General features: G+C 67.3%; 19 protein-coding genes. 12 read left to right on the plus strand and 7 right to left on the minus strand.

Features of this window, described 5'->3' with window-relative positions; all coding sequences use genetic code 11:
* Nucleotides 1–85: 85 nt before the first annotated feature.
* The 4 genes from ACT7B3_RS06255 (at nt 86) to ACT7B3_RS06270 (ending at nt 5,446) form a co-directional block, all read left to right on the plus strand.
* Nucleotides 86–2,092: a sensor domain-containing diguanylate cyclase gene (locus ACT7B3_RS06255; RefSeq protein ID WP_445157250.1), complete on the plus strand. Its 2,007-nt coding sequence runs from the start codon at nt 86–88 to the stop codon at nt 2,090–2,092.
* Between the two features lie 215 nt (nt 2,093–2,307).
* Nucleotides 2,308–3,312 carry a M28 family peptidase gene (locus tag ACT7B3_RS06260; RefSeq protein WP_444677986.1) on the plus strand — a complete coding sequence of 335 codons (1,005 nt, stop codon included), beginning with the start codon at nt 2,308–2,310 and terminating at the stop codon, nt 3,310–3,312.
* A gap of 68 nt (nt 3,313–3,380) precedes the next feature.
* Nucleotides 3,381–3,926 (plus strand): PH domain-containing protein, encoded by a 546-nt coding sequence (locus ACT7B3_RS06265; RefSeq protein ID WP_445157251.1) that lies wholly within the window; start codon nt 3,381–3,383, stop codon nt 3,924–3,926.
* On the plus strand, nt 3,923–5,446 hold the full coding sequence (locus ACT7B3_RS06270; protein WP_445157252.1) for a PH domain-containing protein: 1,524 nt from the start codon (nt 3,923–3,925) through the stop codon (nt 5,444–5,446). The genes ACT7B3_RS06265 and ACT7B3_RS06270 overlap by 4 nt, the downstream gene beginning before the upstream one ends.
* Here ACT7B3_RS06270 and ACT7B3_RS06275 read toward each other — a convergent pair.
* The gene (locus ACT7B3_RS06275; protein WP_445157253.1) at nt 5,425–5,829 is read right to left on the minus strand and encodes a glutaredoxin family protein; all 405 of its coding nucleotides are present in this window, start codon (nt 5,827–5,829) and stop codon (nt 5,425–5,427) included. The genes ACT7B3_RS06270 and ACT7B3_RS06275 overlap by 22 nt on opposite strands.
* Nucleotides 5,830–6,055: 226 nt before the next feature.
* Here ACT7B3_RS06275 and ACT7B3_RS06280 point away from each other — a divergent pair, with 226 nt between their 5' ends.
* The 5 genes from ACT7B3_RS06280 (at nt 6,056) to ACT7B3_RS06300 (ending at nt 11,455) form a co-directional block, all read left to right on the plus strand.
* Entirely contained in the window at nt 6,056–6,391 is a 336-nt protein-coding gene (locus ACT7B3_RS06280; RefSeq protein ID WP_444677982.1) for a hypothetical protein, read from the plus strand.
* Nucleotides 6,392–6,432: 41 nt separating this feature from the next.
* On the plus strand, nt 6,433–7,536 hold the full coding sequence (locus ACT7B3_RS06285) for a heparan-alpha-glucosaminide N-acetyltransferase domain-containing protein (protein ID WP_444677981.1): 1,104 nt from the start codon (nt 6,433–6,435) through the stop codon (nt 7,534–7,536).
* Between the two features lie 12 nt (nt 7,537–7,548).
* Nucleotides 7,549–8,679, plus strand: coding sequence for a serine hydrolase (locus tag ACT7B3_RS06290; RefSeq protein WP_445157254.1), 1,131 nt, complete (start codon nt 7,549–7,551; stop codon nt 8,677–8,679).
* 155 nt (nt 8,680–8,834) lie between these two features.
* Nucleotides 8,835–10,250, plus strand: a complete 1,416-nt coding sequence (locus tag ACT7B3_RS06295; RefSeq protein ID WP_445157255.1) for a bifunctional enoyl-CoA hydratase/phosphate acetyltransferase — start codon at nt 8,835–8,837, stop codon at nt 10,248–10,250.
* Nucleotides 10,247–11,455, plus strand: coding sequence for an acetate/propionate family kinase (locus ACT7B3_RS06300; protein ID WP_445157256.1), 1,209 nt, complete (start codon nt 10,247–10,249; stop codon nt 11,453–11,455). Before ACT7B3_RS06295 ends, ACT7B3_RS06300 begins: the two co-directional genes overlap by 4 nt.
* A 16-nt stretch (nt 11,456–11,471) precedes the next feature.
* Here ACT7B3_RS06300 and ACT7B3_RS06305 read toward each other — a convergent pair whose 3' ends face one another.
* On the minus strand, nt 11,472–12,869 hold the full coding sequence (locus tag ACT7B3_RS06305) for an aminotransferase-like domain-containing protein (protein ID WP_445157257.1): 1,398 nt from the start codon (nt 12,867–12,869) through the stop codon (nt 11,472–11,474).
* 97 nt (nt 12,870–12,966) lie between these two features.
* On the opposite strand from ACT7B3_RS06305, the gene ACT7B3_RS06310 reads away from it, so the two are divergent.
* Entirely contained in the window at nt 12,967–13,569 is a 603-nt protein-coding gene (locus ACT7B3_RS06310; RefSeq protein ID WP_445157258.1) for a LysE family translocator, read from the plus strand.
* An 18-nt stretch (nt 13,570–13,587) separates the two neighbouring features.
* On the opposite strand, the gene ACT7B3_RS06315 is transcribed toward ACT7B3_RS06310, so the two are convergent.
* The 3 genes from ACT7B3_RS06315 to ACT7B3_RS06325 form a co-directional block, all read right to left on the minus strand.
* Complete coding sequence (locus tag ACT7B3_RS06315; RefSeq protein ID WP_445157259.1) at nt 13,588–14,535, minus strand: threonine ammonia-lyase; 948 nt, start codon at nt 14,533–14,535, stop codon at nt 13,588–13,590.
* 9 nt (nt 14,536–14,544) lie between these two features.
* Entirely contained in the window at nt 14,545–15,171 is a 627-nt protein-coding gene (locus ACT7B3_RS06320) for an exopolysaccharide biosynthesis protein (RefSeq protein ID WP_445157260.1), read from the minus strand.
* Nucleotides 15,172–15,241: 70 nt separating this feature from the next.
* Nucleotides 15,242–16,147: a cation diffusion facilitator family transporter gene (locus ACT7B3_RS06325; RefSeq protein WP_445157261.1), complete on the minus strand. Its 906-nt coding sequence runs from the start codon at nt 16,145–16,147 to the stop codon at nt 15,242–15,244.
* 205 nt (nt 16,148–16,352) lie between these two features.
* On the opposite strand from ACT7B3_RS06325, the gene ACT7B3_RS06330 reads away from it, so the two are divergent.
* On the plus strand, nt 16,353–17,699 hold the full coding sequence (locus ACT7B3_RS06330) for a cytochrome P450 (RefSeq protein WP_445157262.1): 1,347 nt from the start codon (nt 16,353–16,355) through the stop codon (nt 17,697–17,699).
* 27 nt (nt 17,700–17,726) lie between these two features.
* Here the strand turns inward: ACT7B3_RS06330 and ACT7B3_RS06335 are convergent, their stop codons facing one another.
* Nucleotides 17,727–19,256, minus strand: a complete 1,530-nt coding sequence (locus tag ACT7B3_RS06335; RefSeq protein WP_445157263.1) for a diguanylate cyclase — start codon at nt 19,254–19,256, stop codon at nt 17,727–17,729.
* 206 nt (nt 19,257–19,462) lie between these two features.
* Between ACT7B3_RS06335 and ACT7B3_RS06340 the strand changes: the two genes are divergently transcribed.
* The gene (locus ACT7B3_RS06340; protein WP_445157264.1) at nt 19,463–20,296 is read left to right on the plus strand and encodes a helix-turn-helix domain-containing protein; all 834 of its coding nucleotides are present in this window, start codon (nt 19,463–19,465) and stop codon (nt 20,294–20,296) included.
* 23 nt (nt 20,297–20,319) lie between these two features.
* Here the strand turns inward: ACT7B3_RS06340 and ACT7B3_RS06345 are convergent, their stop codons facing one another.
* Nucleotides 20,320–20,913, minus strand: a complete 594-nt coding sequence (locus tag ACT7B3_RS06345; RefSeq protein ID WP_445157265.1) for a LysE family translocator — start codon at nt 20,911–20,913, stop codon at nt 20,320–20,322.
* Nucleotides 20,914–20,918 lie beyond the last annotated feature (5 nt).

Consider the following 20,918-nt stretch of genomic DNA (forward strand, 5'->3'; position numbering starts at 1 on the left):
CAGTCCTGCTGGGGCGGTCTCATAAAGATGACGATAAGCGCGGGCGCTGGCGCCAGGCCAGCGACCCGGCACGCGGGGGAACGCAGTGGCGATATCCTATGAGAAGAACCTGGCCGGCGAGGCGGATTTCGCCGGGCTGGTCGATGACCTGGCGCTGCCGCTGCTGGTGGCCACGCAGGAGAGCTGCACGCTGCTGTACGCGAACCGCTCGGCGCGCCGCCAGTTCCAGCTCGCCAGCTACGCAAGGCTGCCCGAGATGGTGCAGTTGCTAGGCAATGCCGGCTACTCGGAGCTGGTAACGGCCCTGCAGGGCGCAGAGCGTCGCAGCGTGCGGCTGACGCTTCCTGCGGCGTCGGCCTCCATTGACTCCACGACCTCCGCCACTACCGTTTCTGCCGCTCTTGCCGACGTGCAGGTGTCGCGGCTGACCTGGGCCGGCCAGGAGGCCGTGGCGCTGCTGTTCGTGGTCCCGTGCGAAGTGCCCGCACCCAGCTGCAATCCGCTCTACCAGCAGATGTTCAGCACCAACCCGGCGATCAAGCTGCTGGTCGAGCCGCACAGCGGCCGCATCATCGATGCCAACGCTTCTGCGGCGGCTTTCTACGGCTATTCGCTCGATACGCTAAAGCGCATGAATGTCGCCGAGATCAACTGCCTGCCGCCAGGGGAGATTCAGCTTCGCATGCAGGCGGCGCGCGACCGCCGCCAACAGTTCTTCGAGTTTCGGCATCGCACGGCTGCCGGCGACATACGCGATGTGCATGTCTACGCCGGCCCGGTAACGGTGGACGAGCGTGAATACCTCTACTCGATCATCGTCGATGTCACCGACCGGGTGCGCTACTACAGCCAGCTCGAAGGCTACAACGAGCTGTTCCAGCACCTGCCCCTGGGGGTCTATCGCAACACCATCGGCCCGCGTGGGCGTTTCGCCACGGTCAACCCGGCGATGCTGAGACTGCTCGAGGCGGATAGCGAGGCGCAGCTGCTGGCGACCTCCATCGTCTCCCTGTTCGATTCGGCGGAGCAGCATCGCCAGCTCGGTGCGGTGCTGGAAAGGCACGCCAGCGTCACGCGGATGCCGCTGCGCCTGCGCACGCTCAAGGGGCGGCTGATCCACGTGGAGATGACTGCCCACCGTACCTGTTCGCCCGACGGCACCGTGGCCTACAACGGTGTCGTGGAAGATGTCACCGCGCGCAACGCCGTGCAACGCAACCAACAGCGCCTGATCCACCTGCTCGATGCTTCGCCGGACTTCGTTTCGATCACCGATGCTGCGCAGCAGGTGGTCTACCTCAACAAGGCGGGCAGAGCGATGCTCCATTGCCAGGATGTTCCCTTGCACCTGCCGGATGCCCTGGCGCAGGCGCACCCCGCCTGGGCGCGGCGACTGATCGAGCAAGAGGGCATCCCGCATGCCCTCAAGCACGGCCACTGGTATGCCGAAACGGCGCTGAACGGCCCGGAGGGGGAAGTCCCGGTGTCGCAGCTGATCGTTGTACGCCGGGACGAGGAGGGCGAGCTGGACTGCATCGCCACCATCATGCGGGACATCAGCGAAACCAAGCGCTACCAGGCCGAGCTTGAGCACCTGGCCGGGCACGACTCGCTGACCGGGGCGGTCAACCGCAACCGCTTCCTCGGCGTGCTGCGGCGGGAGCGCGAGCGCGCCCGCCGGCATGGTGGCACGATCAGCCTGGTGATGTTCGACATCGACCACTTCAAGCGCGTCAACGACACCTTCGGCCACAGCGTCGGCGACGATGTGCTGCGCCAGCTGGTGACGCTGTGCGGCGCCATGCTGCGTGAGGTCGACGTGCTGGCCCGCTGGGGCGGCGAGGAGTTCATGCTGCTGCTGCCGGAAACGAGCCTGGGCGGTGCCGAGGCGCTGGCCGAGCGTCTGCGCCGGGCCATCGAGGTCTCGGACTTTGCCCCGGTAGAAAGGCTGACCTGCAGCTTTGGCGTCGCCGAGCTGATGGCCCAGGAGGCCGAATCGGCCTGCTTTCTGCGGCTCGATGCGGCGCTGTACCAGGCCAAGGCCAGCGGACGCAACCGCACCTGCCTGGCCGCCGACCGACCACCGGCCTGAAGCCGGGCACAGGCCCCGAACTCGCCCATCGGCCTGTGCAGTTGGCGCTTTGGCTCCTATCTTGAAGCAGGCCAGCGGGCCAGGCTGGCCCGGTTGGGTCTGGGCTTGCCAAGGCGGCTGCCAGACCAGGGAGAGCCAACCAAGGAGGGCGAGATGACCTACGGACGGGGGCAAGCGGCTCGCGGCATGGCAAGGAAGTCGGTCGAGGCGGCAGGATGAGCCTTGTGGGAAGCGTTCGCGTGGCGACGGGAGTGCTGCTGGCACTGGCCATGCCGCTGGCCTGGGGGTACTGGCTGATGTTTGCCATGCCGGGCGGCTCCTATCAGGGCACGCCGCCGCCGCTGGACGCCGACGGCGAGGCGCTGCGCGAGCGGCTCCACGCGCATGTGCGGGTGCTCTCCGAGGAGATCGGCGAGCGGCACTACTGGCGGCCGGAGGCGCTCCATCAGACAGCCGACTACATCGAGGAGGCCTTCCGCGCGGCGGGGCACGAGCCCCTGCGCCACCCCGTGCCGACCGGCGATCGTACCTTTCACAATATCGAGGTGCAGCTCTCCGGCAGCGGCGAGGCACAGGAAATCCTGGTGGTCGGGGCGCATTTCGATACGGTGCGCGGCAGCCCCGGGGCCGATGACAATGCCTCCGGTGTGGCGGTGCTGCTCGAACTGGCCCGGCTGCTCGAGAGTGCGCCGCTGGATCGCTCGCTCCACCTGGTGGCCTTCGTCAACGAGGAGATGCCGTTCTTCGGCAGCAGCGCCATGGGTAGCTTGCGCTACGCCCGTCAGGCCAAGGCGCAGGGTGCCAACATCGTCGGCATGCTGTCGCTGGAGATGCTCGGCTACTTCACCGATGCGCCAGGCAGCCAGGCACATCCGCCCCTGCTCGGGCATCTCTTCCCCGACCGCGGCGACTTCGTGGCGTTTATCGGCAACCTGGAGTCGCGCGAGTTGGTGAAACAGGCCATCGGCGCCTTCCGCACCCATGCCCAGGTACCCTCCGAAGGCTTGGCCGCGCCCGAGCTGATTGGCGACATTCGCCGCTCCGACCACTGGTCGTTCTGGGAAATGGGTTACCCGGCGATCATGCTCACCGACACGGCGAATTTCCGGAACCCGTACTACCACGGGCCCAGGGATACCCACGATACGCTCGACTATGACACCATGGCTCGACTCACCAAGGCCCTGGCCAAGGCGCTGCAAGCCATGGCACAGGAGTAGGCGCCAACGAAGCTTCGCCGGACGCCCGTCCCTTGAGCTGTCGCCCGTTCCTTGGCTTAGGAGCCGCCGTGTCCTTCCATAATGCGCCACTCGACCTGGAACGCCTTCCTCGTCTCGAGGAGGCGCCCCTCACGCCGGTATCGCGCCGGCTGGCTCCCTGCCTGGCGCTGTTGCGGCTGATGCACTGGAGCGTGCCGGTGCTGTTGCTGCTTTTTGTACCGCTGCACAGCGAAGAATTTGCGCGTCTCCAGCCGTGGCTGGCGGCCGGCCTGGCCGGGCTCGGGCTGCTTATGGTGGGGCTGGCCTGGTGGGAGGCGCGTCGGCGCGCCTACGGCCTGCGCGAACATGACCTGATCTACCGCCGCGGGCTGCTGGTGCAGCGCCTGCAGGTGCTGCCGCTGGCTCGGCTGCAGCACGTCGAAACCCTTAGCAACCCCATCGAACGGGCCTTCGGTCTGGTCAGGCTCGCCTGCTTCACGGCAGGCGGAAGGGGCGCGGACCTGCTTCTGGAAGGCCTGCCGACGGCACGCGCCGAGGCGGTCAAGCAGCACCTGCTGGCGCGGCTGGCCGGTGCCGCCGACCGCGGCCCCGACAAGACGGCGGACGAGGCATGACGTACGGACACGGCACGCAGCAGGACGGCGCGGTAGAAGACGCCTGGCAGCGGCTGTCGCCCTTGGCTGTCGGCCTGGTGCTGCTCAATGCGGTCGTGGGAGGGCTGCGTCAGCACCTGCCGCTGCTGCTGGGGGCGGGGGCGGGCCTGGCCATGATCGAACGCATCGGGCTGCGCGAACTGGCCCTGGGTGCCGGCGGCCTGCTGGGCCTGGCGCTGCTGCTGAGCCTGCTCTACTACCGGCGTTTCCGCTATCGCCTGGAAGGCGACGTGCTGGTGGTGCAGAAGGGGCTGTTCGAGCATCGCGAATTCAAGGTGGCGGCGGGGCATATCCAGCACATCGTGCAGCACCAGCCGCTCTACCTGAGGCCCTTCGACGTGGTGCTGTGGGAGGCCGAGTCCCCGGCGGGCGAGGCGTCGCGCATCGCCCTGCCGGGTATTCCGCGGCGGCGGGCCGAGGCGCTGGAGCGTGGCCTGCGCGAGGCCGGGGGAGCGCAGGCCGAGCCGCCTGTCGACGCCGACGACCGGCCGGCCAGGCGCGAGGCGCCTGCGTTTCGCATCACCTGGCAGGGGGTGGTGCTACATGGCCTGGCCAGCCGCTCGGTCTACCTGGTGGCCGCCATGCTGTCGCCGCTGGTGCGTCCGTTGGAGCGCTGGCTGCACGATAGGCTTCCGCAACTGGCCATGGCCGACGGGCTGCCTTCCCCTTGGCTGCTGGTGCCGCTTGGCATCCTGGCGGTGCTGGTGCTGCTCGTTGCGCTGGCCATCCTGGCGGCCTGGTGGCGCTTCCATGGCTATGTACTGCACGACGAAGGCACCCGGCAGGTGCAGATCAGCGGACTGTTCCATCGCCAGCAGCAGACCCTGAGCCTGCCGCGGCTGCAGGTGGTGGAGTGGGTGCAGACCGGCCTGGGGCGACTCCTGGGGCGCGGCTATCTGGTGTGCCATCAGTTCGGGGCCCTGGGCAGCGAGGCCGCGGAAGCGCGTCGGTTCGTGGTGCCGGGGCTCTCCTGCCGCCAGGGCGAGACGCTGACCGCACGCTTCTGGTCCGGCCATCGGCCCGCTGTGCCGCTGCGGCAGGTCGACCCCGGCTATCGGCGGGTGCTGCTGTGGCGTCATTTGCTGGTGCTGGGCGCACTGGGCGGGGCGCTGCTGACCCTGGTGGCAGTGCCCACGCTGCCGGCACCGGCCTGGGCGGCGCTGCTCGTGATGGGGCTGGGCGGCTGCGCGGGGCTGGCTCAGCTGCGCTGGCGAGCCACCGCCTGGGCGCAGGACGACGACTACCTGCGCATCCGCCGCGGTGTGCTGGGGCGGCGCCTCAGCGTCTTTCCCTTGCACCACCTGGTGGCGCTGAGCCTGCAGCAGAGCTGGCTGCAGCGCCGGCGCGGCTTGGTCACACTGCATATCGAATTGGCCAACGGCCGCCAGACCCTGCCCTACCTGAATGAAACCGAGGCGCGAAGGCTTGCCGACCGGCTGCTGGCCGGCGTCGAGGCGGGTCAGCTCGCCTGTTCGGGGTGACCGAAGCGGCGGTGCAGCCAGGCATTGATCGCATCGGACTCATAGAGCCACTCGTCGCGGCCATCCGCGTGGGCGATGCGCAGGCAGGGCACCTTCACCTTGCCGCCGCCTTGCTCCAGCGCACGGCGGTGGTCCGGGTCGAGCTGGGCATCGCGGATCTCGATCTTAAGCCCTAGGCGAGCCATCTCCTTGCGCACCTTGATGCAGAAGGGGCAGGCGCGAAACTGGTAGAGCGCCAACTGGCGGCACTGCTCGTCGACCTGCGCCTGCGCCTCGGCGGTGCGTTCGACGCTCTGCGGCGTCGAGAGCTTCTCGGCGATCAGCATGACCGGCGACAGGAGCACCCGGACGCCGCGGAAGAAATAGCGAATCAGTTGGCTCATCGTGGCTCCGCTGCAAGTGTCGTGAAGGAAGGGGGCCCATGATGCCGTGCCGGGCCCCGGGTGCCAAGCGATGCGGCACTTGGCGCTGGGGGCGATATGGGGCAGGCTGGCAGCCACGATAGCAGCGAGGGCGAACATGAACGAGCGCAAGCGGTGGCGAGAGGCGTTGAGGCTGCAGTTGAGACAGAAGGGGAGAGAGGGGGGGAGAGTGCAGTGGCGAAAGCCAATGCATCAGGCAGCGGCGGGGCTGGCCCTGCTGATGCTGACGGCCTGTTCGCCGCCGTCCGATGGCGTGCGGGAGGCAACCCTGGCGGTGCTGGTGCAGCAGGCCGAGCAATTCGACGGCGCCCGCGTGGCCACCGAGGGCAGGGTGCGGCATTTCGAGACGCCGCTGCACTACTGGATCGAGGATGAAGATCTCAACCGGGTCGAAGTCTTCCCCCATGAGGACATTGCGCCCTACCTGGGCGAAACGGTGCGTATCATCGGCCACTTCGAGTACTCTTCCGGTGAGGGGCGTCGCTTGACGCTCGAACGCCTCGAACGGCCGTCGATGCCTTAGGGCGGACGCCGGCCAGGCAGGTCACGTGCGAGGGAAGCGCCATGATTCGACTGGCCCAGCGGCCACAGCTGCCGCCCCTGTCGGCCAGGGTAGAGGCCATCGACCTGGCGCGTGGCGTCGCCATTGCGCTGATGATCCTCAGCCATACGGTCAGCGGCCTGCACGGCCTCCGCCAGGTTCCCGACTGGGGCATGGTGCCGATCCATCTCCTCACCAAGTTCTCCTCCTCGCTGTTCATCGTCGTGTTCGGCATCGCCCTGGCCGTCGCCTTCCTGCCCAAGGTCACCGCCGAGGACTGGCCCAGGCGGCGCCTCAGGCTGATGCTGCGTGGCCTCGAAGTGCTGTTCTGGTACAAGGCGCTGACCATCGTCGAGATGCTGCCGATGTTCACGCCCCAGGACATCCTCGATACGCTGCTTTACCAGCGCTTCGCCATCTGGGTCGAGATCCTCGGCTTCTACGCGCTGGCGCTGCTGTGGCTGCCCTGGGCGCTGCCGCTGTGGCGGCGCATGCCGCTGTGGTCGCGCTTGCTCGCCCCGCTGGCGATCGGCCTGCTGTCGGCGCTGCTCGAGCGCCACTTCCACTTCTGGGACAGTGCGGTGCTCAAGGCCCTGCTGGTCGAGGACGCCGGCCACTACACCTGGGGGCAGCTGGCACGCCTGCCGCTGGTCATGCTGGGCCTGCTGATCGGGGAGGCGATCCTGCGCTGCTACGACAGCCCGGGCCTGCGGCGCAGGCTGGTGGCGGGGCTGGCAGTCTGCGGCGCGGTGCTGCTGGCAGGCTTTTTCACCCTCGCCTGGCCGGCGTTTGACGAGGCGCTGATGGCCGTGGCGTGGAACGTCGGCAAGCATCCACCGGAGCTGCCGTTCATGCTGTTCAGCCTCGGCGGTGCGCTGATGGTTCTGGCACTGTGCCTGTGGGGCGGCCGCCGGGCGGCGACCTGGCTGCTGCCGCTGACACTCATCGGTGGCGACGCCCTGCGTGCCTTCATCTTTCATATCGTGGCGATCTTCCTGGTGCTGCGCTTCCTGCTGGGGGCCTGGCAGGTCTACAGCTACCCGCAGGTGCTCGGCATCGGCGCACTGCTGATCCTGGCCACTGCCGGCTGGATCGCCCTGTTGCGCTGGTTTCGACGCCATGCGTGAGGATCGCTGCGGATGAGCCACCTTGGTCTTGTGTTAGGTGCACGGCGCGGCCTGCTGCCGTTTCTCGGTCTGCTGCTGGGAGTGTTGATGCTGCATCCCGGCCACGGCCAGGCCGATGGCTGGCTGGAGCGGCTCGACGCTGCGCAGGCGGAGCCCCCTTGGGCGGTGCGCCTGCGCACCAGTCTCGGCCTGCTGGAAGCGGGCTTCGGGGGCGAGCTCGGCGTGCACGTGCGCCCACTGGACGGTGGCGACGCCTTCGGCTGGCGCGATGAGGAGTTCTGGTACCTGGCGTCGCTGGTCAAGGTGCCGGTTGCGGTGGAGCTGCTGGCGCGGGTCGAGGCGGGCGAGGTTAGCCTGGACGACCGGCTGGTGCTGCGCCGGCACGACTACGTGGACGGGGCAGGGCCGACCAACTGGGCGCCGGTGGGCACCGAGCTGACCCTGCGCACCCTGCTCGAAGCGATGCTGATCGTCAGCGACAACACCGCCAGCGACATGCTGATCCAGCTTCTCGGGCTCGACGCCGTCAACCGGCGGGCCGCAGCGCTGGTGGGCCCGCCTGGCGGGCTTGGCCCGATCACCACCCTGGTGGATGTGCGCCGCCACGCCTATGCGGCCCTGCATCCCGCCGCCTTCACCCTGTCCGGCATGGACTTCATCGCGCTGCGCCGGCACGAAAGTGACGCCGAGCGTCGGGCGGCGTTCGCCCGCCGCCTGGGCCTGACCCCGGGCGAGCTGCAGGTGGAAAGCCTGGATGAGGCCTTCCGGCGCTACTACGCCACCCCGTACAACAGCGGGCGGCTCGATGCCTTCGGCGAGCTGCTGGCCTCGCTGGCCGAAGGGCGTGCGCTGGGGCCGCAGGGCAGCGCGGAACTGCTTGCCGTGCTGGCGCGCACCTCCAGCGGCCCACGGCGGCTGAGAGCAGGGTTGGGGCGCGACATTCGCCTGGCCCACAAGACGGGCACGCAGCATCGGCGCGTCTGCGATGCCGGCATCGCCACTCGGGGCATGGGCGACGCCACGCGCCGGGTGGTGATCGTGGCCTGCGTGCGCGGCGAGCTCGACCTGGCGCGCAGCGAGCAGAGGCTCGCGGCGATAGGCCGTGCGATTCGTGAGGCCGGGGTCTTCGACGCCTTGCCCTGAGCGGTGAGGCCTGGACCGATTGCTTGATTTCGATTCCGGTATGCTGCGCAAGGTGTTGCGTTATCGTATTTCTTGCTCGATGCTGGCTTTCTTTGCTGCATCGCCGCACTTCGTGGCCGCCCGGCTCGCTCTCCTCGTAATACAAGGCGTACCCTATGCACACTCAACGGCCCTCCGCACAAGAGTCCATCGAGAATCGCACCTTCGACGAGATCCAGGTCGGCGACAGCGCCTACCTCGAAAAGCGTCTGACCCTCGACGACATCAAGCTGTTTGCGATCATGTCGGGCGACATCAACCCTGCCCACCTGGACGATGACTTTGCCAAGAGCACGCGCTTTCAGGAAGTGGTGGCGCACGGCATGTGGGGCGGGGCGCTGATCTCCACCGTGCTTGGCACCGAGCTGCCGGGTCCGGGTACCCTCTACCTGGGCCAGACCCTGCGCTTTCGCAAGCCGGTGCGGCTCGGTGACACGCTGCGTGTGAGCGTACGCGCCAAGCGCAAAGAGGCCGAGCATGCGCGGATCACCTTCGAGTGCCTGTGTACTAACCAGAACGGCGAGACCGTGATCGAAGGTGAAGCCGAGGTGCAGGCGCCTACCGAAAAGGTGCGCCGGCCGCGTGCGGTATTGCCGCGGCTGCGCCTGGCCGAGCGGGGCCACCTGCACGAGATGCTCACCGCCGCCGAGCACCCGGCGCCGGTGAGCATGGCCGTGGTGCACCCGGTCGACGAGGTGTCGATCCTCGGCGCCTTCGAATCGGCACGCCAGGGGCTGATCCGCCCGGTACTGGTGGGGCCCGAGGCCAAGGTGCGTGCCGCCGCCGACGTGGCCGGGGTCGATATCTCCGACTTCGAGCTGATCGACGTGCCCCACAGCCATGCCGCCGCCGCCGAGGCGGTGGCGCTGACGCGGGCCGGCCGCGTCGAGGCGCTGATGAAGGGGGCGCTGCACACCGACGAGCTGCTGCACGAGGTGGTCAAGCGCGACACTGGTCTGCGCACCGAGCGCTGCCTTAGCCACGTGATGGCCTTCGACGTGCCCACCTATCCGCGCCCGCTATTCATCACCGATGCGGCGATCAACATCTACCCCACGCTGGCCGACAAGAAAGACATTGTGCAGAACGCCATCGACCTGGCCCATGCGGTGGGCCTTGCCTCGCCTCGGGTGGCGCTGCTCTCGGCGGTGGAAACGGTCAATCCCAAGATCGCCTCGACCCTGGAGGCCGCCGCCCTGTGCAAGATGGCCGAGCGCGGCCAGATCCGCGGCGGTGTGCTCGACGGTCCGCTGGCCTTCGACAACGCCGTGTCCGAGGCGGCCGCGGCGGCCAAGGGCATCGTCTCGCCGGTGGCGGGACGCGCCGACATTCTGGTGGCGCCCGACCTCGAGTCGGCCAACATGCTGATGAAGCAGCTCACCTACCTGGCCGACGCCACCGGCGCCGGCCTGGTGGTGGGCGCCCGCGTGCCGATCGTGCTCACCAGCCGCGCCGACGACGCCATCACCCGGCTGGCGTCCTGCGCCCTGGCGCTGCTGGCGGCAGAGCAGCAGAAGAGGGCACGGGCATGAGCGGCGAGATCCTGGTCGTCAATAGCGGTTCGTCGAGCCTCAAGTTTGCTCTGTTCGGCGCGGCCGCCGCGCCAAGCCCCATGGGCATGACGCTGCGCTGCCGAGGGCAATTCTCCGGGCTCGGCAGCCGGGCCAGGGTGGAGCTGGGAGAAGGGTTTGCCGAGACGCTCGGGGAGCCCCACGATGCCCCCCTGTGCGAGGTGCCCCCGACCCTCGACCACGACGGCGCGCTGGCACGCCTGCTCGCCTGGGTGGAGGCCAATCCGGCGCTGGGCGACCTGCATGCCGTGGGTCATCGCATCGTGCACGGCGGGGCGCACTACCGCGAGCCGCTGCGCCTCGACCCGGAAAGCCGGCAGGCGCTGGAAACGCTGGTGGCTCTGGCGCCGTTGCACCAGCCGTTCGGCCTGGCGCCGGTGCGGGCCCTGGCCGATTTGCGCCCCGCGCTGCCGCAGATCGCCTGCTTCGACACCGCCTTCCACGCCACTCAGCCGCTGTTGGCTCAGACCTTTCCGCTGCCACGACGCTTCCGCGAGCAGGGCATGATCCGCTACGGCTTCCACGGGCTCTCGTTCGATTACGTCAGCCGAGCGCTGGCCGAGCAGTTGCCGGGCGGGCTACCGGGTGGGCGCGTGGTGATCGCCCACCTGGGCAACGGCGCCAGCCTGTGCGCGCTGCGTGATGGCAGGAGCGTGGCCGCCACTACCGGCTTCACCGCGGTGGAGGGGCTGATGATGGGCACGCGCAGTGGCAGCCTGGACCCGGGGCTGGTGCTGCACCTGATCCTGCAGGAGGGCATGAGCGCCGAGGCCGTGCAGCGCCTGCTGTACAAGGAGTCAGGCCTGCTCGGGGTGTCCGGTATCAGCGGCGACATGCGCGAACTGCTGGCCAGCCAGGCGCCGGAAGCCGCCGAGTCCGTGGCGCTGTTCGTCTACCGCATCGTGCGCGAGATCGGCAGCCTGGCGGCGGCCCTGGGCGGGCTCGACCATCTGGTGTTCACCGCCGGTATCGGCGAGCACGCCGCTCCGGTTCGTGCCGCCGTGGCGCAGGGCTGCGAGTGGCTCGGTGCCCGGCTTGATGCTGCGGCCAATGAGGCCCATGCCGCCCGCATCAACGCTGCCGACAGCCGGCTGGGGCTGTGGGTCATTCCCACCGACGAAGAGCGCATGATCGCCTGGTACACCGCCGCGGCGCTGGCGCGCTGAGCGCGGTCAGGGCGGATCACAGCGGCTGCCAGGGCACCGCGGGCGGTTCGGCGAGCAGCTCGGCCACGATCTCCAGCGCCTGGCTCAGCGCCTCGCGGGAAGCGGCGGCGCTCAGGCACAGGCGCAGCGCCTGCGGGGCGGGCTCGCTGCCGACGCAGAAGGGTTCGGCGCTGGTCACCCGCACGTTGCGCTGGGCCAGCGCATCGACCAGCACGGCGCTGCGCAGCCCTTCGGGCAGCGGCAGCCACAGGTTGGCGCCGTGGGGGCGGCCGCCGAGCGGGTGGCCGCCCAGCACCTCCCGCGCCAGGCGCTGGCGGGCGCCAAGCTCTTCGGTCTGCCAGGTGAGCAGGGTGCGGCTCTCTTCGCCGCTTACCCAGCGGCACACCGCCTCGACCATCAGCGGCGGCACCATCCAGCTCTGGGCGCGCAGGGCTTCGCCCAGGCGTTCGCGGGGGCCGGGCGGGGCTACCAGGGCGCCGATGCGCAGCCCGCCGGCCAATACCTTGGCGGTGCTGAAGGCGAACAGCGTGCGTTCCGGCGCCAGCCGGTAGAGCGGCGTGCCGCGCTCCGCCTCCGGCAGGTACTGCACGCCATCCTCCAGGATCCAGAAGTCGTGGCGTCGGGCCAACTGCGCCAGCTGCTCGCGCCGGTCCTCGCCGAGCAGGCGGCCGGTGGGGTTGTTCTGGTCAGGGGTGACGTAGACCAGCCGCGGCGGCTGCTGGGCGCACAGCCGGCCCAGCGCCTGCATGTCCATGCCGTGCTCGTCCATCGGTACGCCCAACACCTTGAGGTGGGCTTGGCGCGCGGCGCCGATCAGCCCGGGGTAGGTGAGCACGTCGGCGGCGATGCGCTCGCCCGGCCGCGCCAGGGTCTGCAGCACCAGACTGATGCCGTGCTGGCCGCCTTGGGTAACCAGCAGCGCCTCGGCCTCCACCGGCATGCCTAGTGCGGTCATCCAGGCCGCCAGCTGCTCGCGGTGCGCGGGCACGCCGCGCTCCGACTGATACTCCACGGCACGTTGCAGCACCGCATCGTCGGTGGCGATCTCCGCGAGCACGCGACCCAGGGCCTGGGCGCGCAGCGGGTGCGGCGGCGGCAGGCTCAGGCTCAGGTCGAAGGTGCCGGCCGCGGCGTCGCTGCGGCCGGCGAGAAAGGCTGCCGATGAGCCGGCGTCTTCCTCGCGTACGTAGGTGCCGCTGCCGACCCGCGCCACGACCCAGCCCTGCCGCTCGGCTTCGGCGTAGGCGCGGGTCACGGTGCCTATCGTGACGCCAAGTCGATCGGCAAGGCGACGCTGCGGCGGCAGCTTCTGACCCGGGGCCAGCTCGCCGCGGCGAACGGCATCGGCAATGGCCTCGGCAATGCTGCGATAGCGAGTGCCCTGGGAGGAAAGCGAGGGGAGCCATATTGTCATGGTGACAATAAAACCTTTGACGGAAATATTGCCCACATTATGCTGACAATTGCGCGCACAATCCAACCAAAACGCATAATTGTATGGGTGCAAAAGAATGGAAGCTCTGGCGTTCCTCGGGCCTGCGGCCCTTTACATGATCTCGATGACCATCACTCCCGGGCCCAACAACGTGATGCTCACGGCCTCGGGCGCCAACTATGGCTTCCTGCGCACCCTACCGCATATCTTCGGCATCCTGGGCGGCTGCTTCCTGCTGTTCGCCGGCATTGCCCTCGGCCTCGGCCTGGTGTTCGAGCGCTACCCCGCGGTTCAGCTGCTGCTGCGCGTGGTGGGCAGCATCTACCTGCTCTACCTGGCGTGGAAGATCGCCACCGCGCCGCCGCCCGACCTGCGCCAGCGGGGCGAGGGCAGGCCACTGAGCTTCTGGCAGGCGGCGGTCTTCCAGTTCGCCAACCCCAAGGCCTGGGTGATGGGGCTGGCGCTGATGGCCGGGTTCTTGCCGGAAGGGGGTAACCCGCTGATCAATGCGCTGGTGCTGGCGGCCTTTGCCGAGCTGGTCGGCCTGCCCTGCATCGCCCTGTGGGCAGGATTCGGCGTGGCCATCGGCCAGTGGCTCGACACGCCGCGCGCCTGGCGTATCTTCAACTGGGCCATGGGCGCGCTGACCGCCGCTTGTGCCTACTTCATCCTGGCCTGATCGAGACGCTAGCCGTGTCTAAAGGAATTCGGATAGCTCCTCCGGGCTCATGTTGCCGCCGGTGATCACCACCACCACGTCGCCGTCGGGAGGTAGCGCGACCCGAGCTTCCAGCAGCGCCGCCACGCCCACGGCCGCCCCCGGTTCCGCGACGATCTTGGCCTGGCAGAGCAGGTGGCGCAGGGCGCGGCCGATGGCATCGTCATCGACCTGCACCAGGGCCCGGGTGGTTTCGCGGCATACCGGGTAGGTGTGCTCGCCGACGATGGCGGCGCCCAGGCTCTTGGCGCAGGTATCGACCCTGTCCAGCCGCGTAGGGGCGCCGCAGGCCCAGGCCTTGGCCATGCTGGCAGCACCTGCCGGCTCCACGCCGACCAGGGCAAGCTGGGGGCGCAGCGCTGCGACGGCCGAGCCGATGCCGGCGATCAGGCCACCGCCGCCCACCGGGCACACAATGGCGGTGGCTTCGGGCGCCTGTTCGAGTATTTCCAGTCCCACCGTGCCCTGGCCGGCCATGATGCGTTCGTCGTCGTAGGGGTGCACCAGGGTCAGGTCGCGTTCTGCCACCAGCCGATGCATCATTTCCCATGCCGCGTTGATATCGCCGTGCAGGATTACCTCGGCACCGAGCTCGCGGCTGCCAGCTACCTTGAAGTGGCTGGCGTTCTCCGGCATTACGATGGTGACGTGTGCGCCGGCCTGGCCGGCCGCCCAGGCTAGCCCCAGGGCATGATTGCCCGCCGAAACCGCTCCCAGCCCCCCACGCAGCGTTTCTTCACTGGCGGTGCGCACCCAGTGCAGGGCGCCGCGCGACTTAAATGAGCCGGTGCGCTGGAACGGCTCGCCCTTGAGCCAGACCCGCCGGCCCAGCCGCTCGGACAGGCCATGGTCGAGCAGCAGCGGGGTGGGCAGGAGCGCATCGGCAATGCGGCGCTGGGCTGCCTGCAGGCGTTCGAGCGGGAGCATGCGGCCTCCTTACAGCAGGAAATAGAACATGGTGAACAGGCTGGCGCCGGTGACGAGGAAGGCGAGGATCGACAGCAGGCCGTCGCTGGCCATGATCGCCAGGCCGAACAGGGTCAGCGCCACGCCAGCGATGTTGACCGTCAGTGGCACCAGTTCCATGGGCGGCATGGCCAGCGAGAGCACGAAGCACGCGAGGGCGGTCATCTGCATGCCTCGCGTGCCGGTCATGAAGGAGATGCGGTGCTGGATCAGGCGGTCGATCAGGCGCGAGGGCTTGCGCATCCAACCCAGGCCCTTGTGCACCTTCTTGCTCGACAGCTCCCGGTTGCGCAGCCAGGCTGGCAGCCAGAAGGTGCGCCGGCCGATCAGCAGCTGTCCGCACACCAGAAAGGTGAAGAAGCCCATCAGCGAGGGCACGCCGGGGATACCGCTGATCACCGGCGCCAGCGTGACCAGCCCGGCCAGCAGCAGCAGGGGGCCGAAGGAGCGCCGTCCGGTGGCTTCCAGCACAGCGTCGAAGCGCAGCTTGCCGGACGGCGTTTCGATCGCCTCGATGGTGTCCAACAGCTCGATCAGATTGTGTGGTTCCTTCCGTTCCTTGGGCTCGTGCTCGCTCCCTTCCTTGCGATCTTCCATGCTCTCCTCGTCGGGGCGCTGCTTGCGCGTTCTGGAATCGAATGTCCTCCCAGCATAGCCCCTAGCGCGGCTAGGCCCAGCGCGGGTCGGCGGTAAAGGCCACCGTGAACCAGCGTCGCTCGGGCGGTGGGCTCAGCTGGGCGGCGATCTGCTCGCGGATCTCGTCGAGCACGGCGATACCGCGCTCGGCGGCAAACTCGGGCGTGGTGACGATATGGATCTCGATATAGTGGCCACGCCCGGCCTTGGCCACATGGCTGTGGTAGTGCAGCAGCCCCTCGCGCTGCATTACCGGCGCCATGGCGGCATGCACCTCGCGGTCGATGTCGTCGGGAGCGATCAGCAGGATCTCGCGCAGGGCACGCCGCACGATGCCGATCGGCACCGGCATGAAGCAGACCGTGAGCACCACCAGCAGCAGCGAATCGATATAGCGCGTCAGCGGCTCCCACTCGGTGCCCTGCAGCAGCAATCCGATGCTGAAGGCGACCAGCAGGGAGGTGGTGATGAGCGCCGACATCAGCCAGCCCTGCATGTCGATGCGGACGAACTCGGATTGCGCCCGTCGGTTGAGCCGACGCTGGTAGAACACCATGACGTAGCACAGCGTGGCCACCACCACGGCATAGCCGATGGCCACGTCGAAGGCTAGCGCCTGACCGCCTTCCATCAGCCCCAGCAGGGCGTTGAGGAAGGCATAGAAGCACAGCAACATCAGGATGCTGCCGTTGAGCGCTGCCACCAGCGGCTCCAGGTGCCAGTAGCCGTGCTGAAAGCGCTGGCTGGCCTCGCGTATCGCCAGGCGGGCCACTACCAGCGACAGCGCCGACATGGCGGCGTCGATGGTAGAGAACACCCCATCGAACAGGATCGACTGCGAGCCGGCCAGCAGGCCGAAGGTCACCCCCAGGCTCGAGACCACCAGGGTGACGACAATGGAGACTTTAAGCGCACGTTGCTCGAGAGAGGCTTGCATATCAGGTTCCCCGAAACCAAAACCCTTCATCCTAGCGAAGATGGCAAGCGTGCGGGAGAGGCAAGCCCCTCTGCGGGCGCGTAGGGCCAGGTCGTTCGGTAAGAAATTGTAGCGTTGTGGCCGATGATGAGCCCAGCGGTAGATTCATGGGCGCTCGCTACTAGACTTGCCGTTAGGGAAGCCTGGCAAGCAAAAGGAGAGTGACATGACGAAGGACTCGTACGGCACCTTGCCGAAAGCCACGGTAGGCGAAACGCTTGCGGTAATGGGCGACGTCTTTGTGCCCAACATCGCCAAGGGCGTCATCATCCGTCGCCCCAAGGTAGTGGGGGCGGCGGAAAAACTCGGCCTCGATGCGCGGGCCATTAGCCGTCTGCAAAAGCTGAACGAAAAGTACGGTTCGGGCCCGCTGATGTTGAGCACGCCCGAGGGCAAGCCGATGGCGTTGATCCTCGACCCCGACCATGCCAATCGGGTGCTCAACGAAACCCCCGAGCCGTTTGCCACGGCCGAATGGGCCAAGCGCAAAGCGCTGGAGCACTTCGAGCCCGATATGGCATTGGTTTCTCACGGCCCTGAACGTGCTGAGCGGCGGCGCTTCAATGAAGAGGTGCTGCAGAGCGAGTGTCCGGTACACGGCCTGGGGGCTCGTTTCGTTCAGGTGGTCGAGCAAGAGGCCAATGAGCTGCTCACTCAGGTCGGAGGCCAGGATGGCAAGCTCGACTGGGACATGTTCGAGGCGAGCTGGAATCGCGTGGTGCGACGCGTGGTGCTGGGCGATACCGCTCGCGACGACCATGCCCTGACGGAGATGCTGGAGAAGCTACGCAGTGCGGCCAACTGGGCCTTCCTCCACCCGGGACACGATAGGGTGAAGGACGACTTTCTCGAGCGAATCCGCACCTACCTGAGGCGCGGGGAAGCGGGCAGTCTGGCGGGGGAAATCGCTGGCGTTTCGACCAACGACACCACCCAGCCCGAACATCAGGTGCCTCAGTATCTGTTCGCCTTCGACCCGGCGGGCATGGCGACCTTCCGCGCCCTAGCGCTGCTTGCCGCTCACCCCAACCAGGCCGAGCGGGCCCAGGCCGAAATAGTCGAGAATGCCGGTAAACCCGCCCCCGAACTCGTCTTCTTGCGCGCCTGCCTACTCGAGTCGCTGCGGTTATGGCCCACCACGCCCCTGGTGCTGCGCCAGACTACCGAGGTTACCGAGTGGGAAAACGGGACCATGCCGGCAGAGACCTCGATTCTCATGTTGGCACCGTACTTCCACCGCGACGATCGCCACCTGGATGAAGCCGATCGCTTCAACCCCGATCTTTGGCTCGAGCCGGAAGCCGCGCGTGATTGGCCGTTCATCCCTTTCAGCGGCGGTACCGCCATCTGCCCCGGTCGCCGCGTGGTGCTGACGGTGACCAGCCATATGCTGGCGAAGCTACTGCATGGCCGAGAGTTCCAGCTGAACCCACCGACGCGTCTTCTCAGCAGCAAGCCGATGCCGCCGCTGCTCAACAACTACGACTTGGAGTTCCAGGTCAGGACGCAATGAGTTCTCGCGTCGCCATCGCGCATGGCGTCAGCTATGGGCGGTTCGCTGCGCGCGCCGACGGGCCTTGTCTTCGTACATCCGCTCGTCGGCGAGAGAGAGTACCTCTTGGGCGGGTGTTTCCGTGGAGCTGGCACTGCCAAGGCTCAAACGGAGCTCCAGCGACAGCTGCTCGCCACTGGCGGTGGTAATGGTGCAGCACTGGCCTTCCAGATGCGTTCTGATCCGCTCGGCCAAGCGATTAGCGGCGGCCAGCTCCGAGGAAGGAAACAGCACGACGAATTCGTCGCCGCCGTAGCGTGCCAGAATGTCCTCTGCGCGACAGTGCGCCTGCAGGCGCTCGGCGACACAGCTGATGAGCTGGTCGCCTGCCACGTGGCCATACTGGTCGTTGACCTTCTTGAGCCCGTCGACATCCATCATCAGCACGGCGAAATCCAGCCCGGGCGGCTGGCTCTTGCCTTGAACGCTTGAAATAAGCGCCGACTCGAAGAAGCCCCGGTTATAGAGACCGGTCAAGCCGTCGCGCTCGGCCGTCTGCTTCAGTGCAAGACTCAGCAGCTTGTTTTCGGTAGCCGCCGCCAGTTGATCGACGAACAGGGGCAGCGTGCGCTCCAGAGCGCCGTCCAGAGTAGAGGCGCGCACGATCAACCAGCCCTCGTACCGGCTGAGACGGCCTGCCATCGGCGTAGCGTATAGCGGCTCGCCTTGCGTGCCTGCGCGCAGATTGATGCTGCTCTCCTGCCGCTCTTGCAGCTGAGCCAGCAGGCCACCGAGGCGGCGTTCATCTTCCGGGCCGAGGTGCAAGCCGGCAACGGCCGCGTAGCGTGTCACTTCCGGACGCTGTCGTTCCTGCAGGTAGACGGCAAAGCCATACTCCGGGAAATTGGCCCGCAGATGCTTCAAGGAGTCGTCCAGCAGCGTTTGCGTGTTGCTGGCAAGGTTGGCCACCTCGCCGAGATCGAGCAGGGCGTGAAAGACCCGATTCTGAAACTTGATTTCTCGCATACTGCGGCCGATCTGGCGATTTTGCCCGTACATCACAAAGGCAATGGCCAGAAAGTAGACCGTTGCGCCTGCCCCCTGGTAAATGTCCACCCCGGTGCTGACGTAAGGCCGAAATGCAAAGCCGGTCAACGCGCCCCATCCCAAGGCGCCGCCAGCGAACAGGCCAATAGAGGCCAGCACCCGCCGTAGGCCACCCACGACCATGTTGTTCATGACGCAGGCAAGGGCGATGGCCACGGTAGCAAGTACATAAAAGTCCAACACGCTGCACCACAGGCCGAACAGCAGGCTATCGAACAGCAGGTTCTTGAACTCGGCTCGCTTCGAGTCCTGAGCCTTGACCGCATGCAGGTAGGCGACTGCCGGCCAAAGAAGCAGAAGCAGCCCGGGGAGAATCAGCGACCACCCCCTGTTTTCCACCACCGCTATCCATACCGTAAGGCCAAAGGTATGGAGAAAGGCAAAGGCACGCGGCGGTAGCGTTGCCCGGGCAAGCCGATGAGGACGCCTGGCACCCTGCAGTTTGTGAGAGAGGGCCGTGGACGTCAGCAAGAGCTCACTCTGAATTGAAAGCTAAACGAATGAGGCGGCACTAGCATTTTGGGCCCTGGGCGTATCGAGGGTATTTCCGCTAGCCTAGCATTAGTGAAGCAGTAGACAGTACTCATCAATAGGATTGTTCGCATGAGGCGTACTCGTGGCGCATCGAGCCTCGCAAGGCGCTAGACTGTGTCGAGTCGCCGGTAAGGAAACTCACCATGACGCTCCCTGATAAGCCACTGTTCTGGCGCGATACGCGCATGCCCCATGTGGAGCTGCGCAAGGTAGAGGATGGACGCAAGGTCTGCTATGCGCCGCACAGTCATGCCCAATGGTCGCTGGGGGCGATCACGGCGGGAGAGAGTACCTTTCGCTACCGGAACGAGCGTCATCACGTCAGTGCCGGTACCCTGGTGACGATGAATCCCGGCTGGCTGCACGCCTGCAGTGCCCTCGAGGATCGGCCCTGGGGCTATCTCATGCTTTACGTGGATACCGAGTGGCTGACCGCGCTGCGCTGCCAGGCGGGGCTGCTGGAGGCACCCTACTGGCAGGACATCGCCACCGCGGTGATCAATGAAGAGAAGTGGTACCAGGGGTACTGCCGCATGGCGGCCTGCCTGCTGGACCCCACGCGTAACCTGCTCGACAAGCAAACCGAAGTGGTGGAGTACCTGTCGGCGCTGATGCACGAGTTGGCCGGCCAGCCGGCACGGCCGTTAGCCCGGGCGCCGGCCACGCTCACGGCATTGGCGGCCTATTTGGATGAGCACGCCAGCGAGGAAATATCCCTGGACGAGCTGTGCGAGCGCAGCGGCTACAGTGCCGGCCACTTGATCCGGGCCTTCAAGCGCCATTTCGGGTTCACACCGCATGCCTATCTGGTCAATCGGCGCGTCCAGCTCGGCCAGCACGAGCTGAAGAACGGCACGCCGATTGCCGAAGCGGCGCTGAACGCGGGTTTTGCCGACCAGCCGCACTTTCAGCGCACCTTCAAGCGGATGGTGGCCGCCACGCCGCAGCAGTACCGCCAACCCTCACTCGAACAATAGGCTCTCACCCGAGCTATAAGCTCTCACCCGAGCAATAGATAGAGGCAGCTGGCGGCCAGCAGCAGCGCCAGCGTTCGATTGACCGTCATCAATACCGCCGGGCGATGCACATAGCGGCGCAGGAAGGCGCCGGCATAGACCCAACTGCCCAGTGACAGCCAGCAGATCGGCAGATAGAGGGCGGCGAACAGCAACACCTGATTCAGGTCGCTGCCACTGGTGTAGGCGCCGATGCCCGATGCCGAGGCCAGCCACGCCTTGGGGTTGAGCCACTGCATCAAGGCTCCCGTCATGAACCCCGGCGCCTGCTGGGCTTCGTTGTCGGGCAGGCGGCCATCGTCGCGAAACAGCCGCCAGCTCAGGGTGAGCAGGAACGCCACGCCGGCCCAGCGCAGCGCCTGGTCGAGGCCCGGCACCAGGGCCAGTGCCGAATAGAGTCCCAGCCCCACGGCTATGAACAGCGCAATGAAGCCCAGCGTGGCGCCAGTGACGAACACCAGCCCCTGGGGAAGGGGGTAACGGGTGCCGCTGCTCAGGCATACCAGGTTCACCGGCCCGGGCGAGATCGAAGCCGCAAGGGCAAACGCCGACATTGGCAAAATCATGGCAAGGCTCATCGTCA

The organism is Halomonas sp. E14 (genome assembly GCF_052568415.1).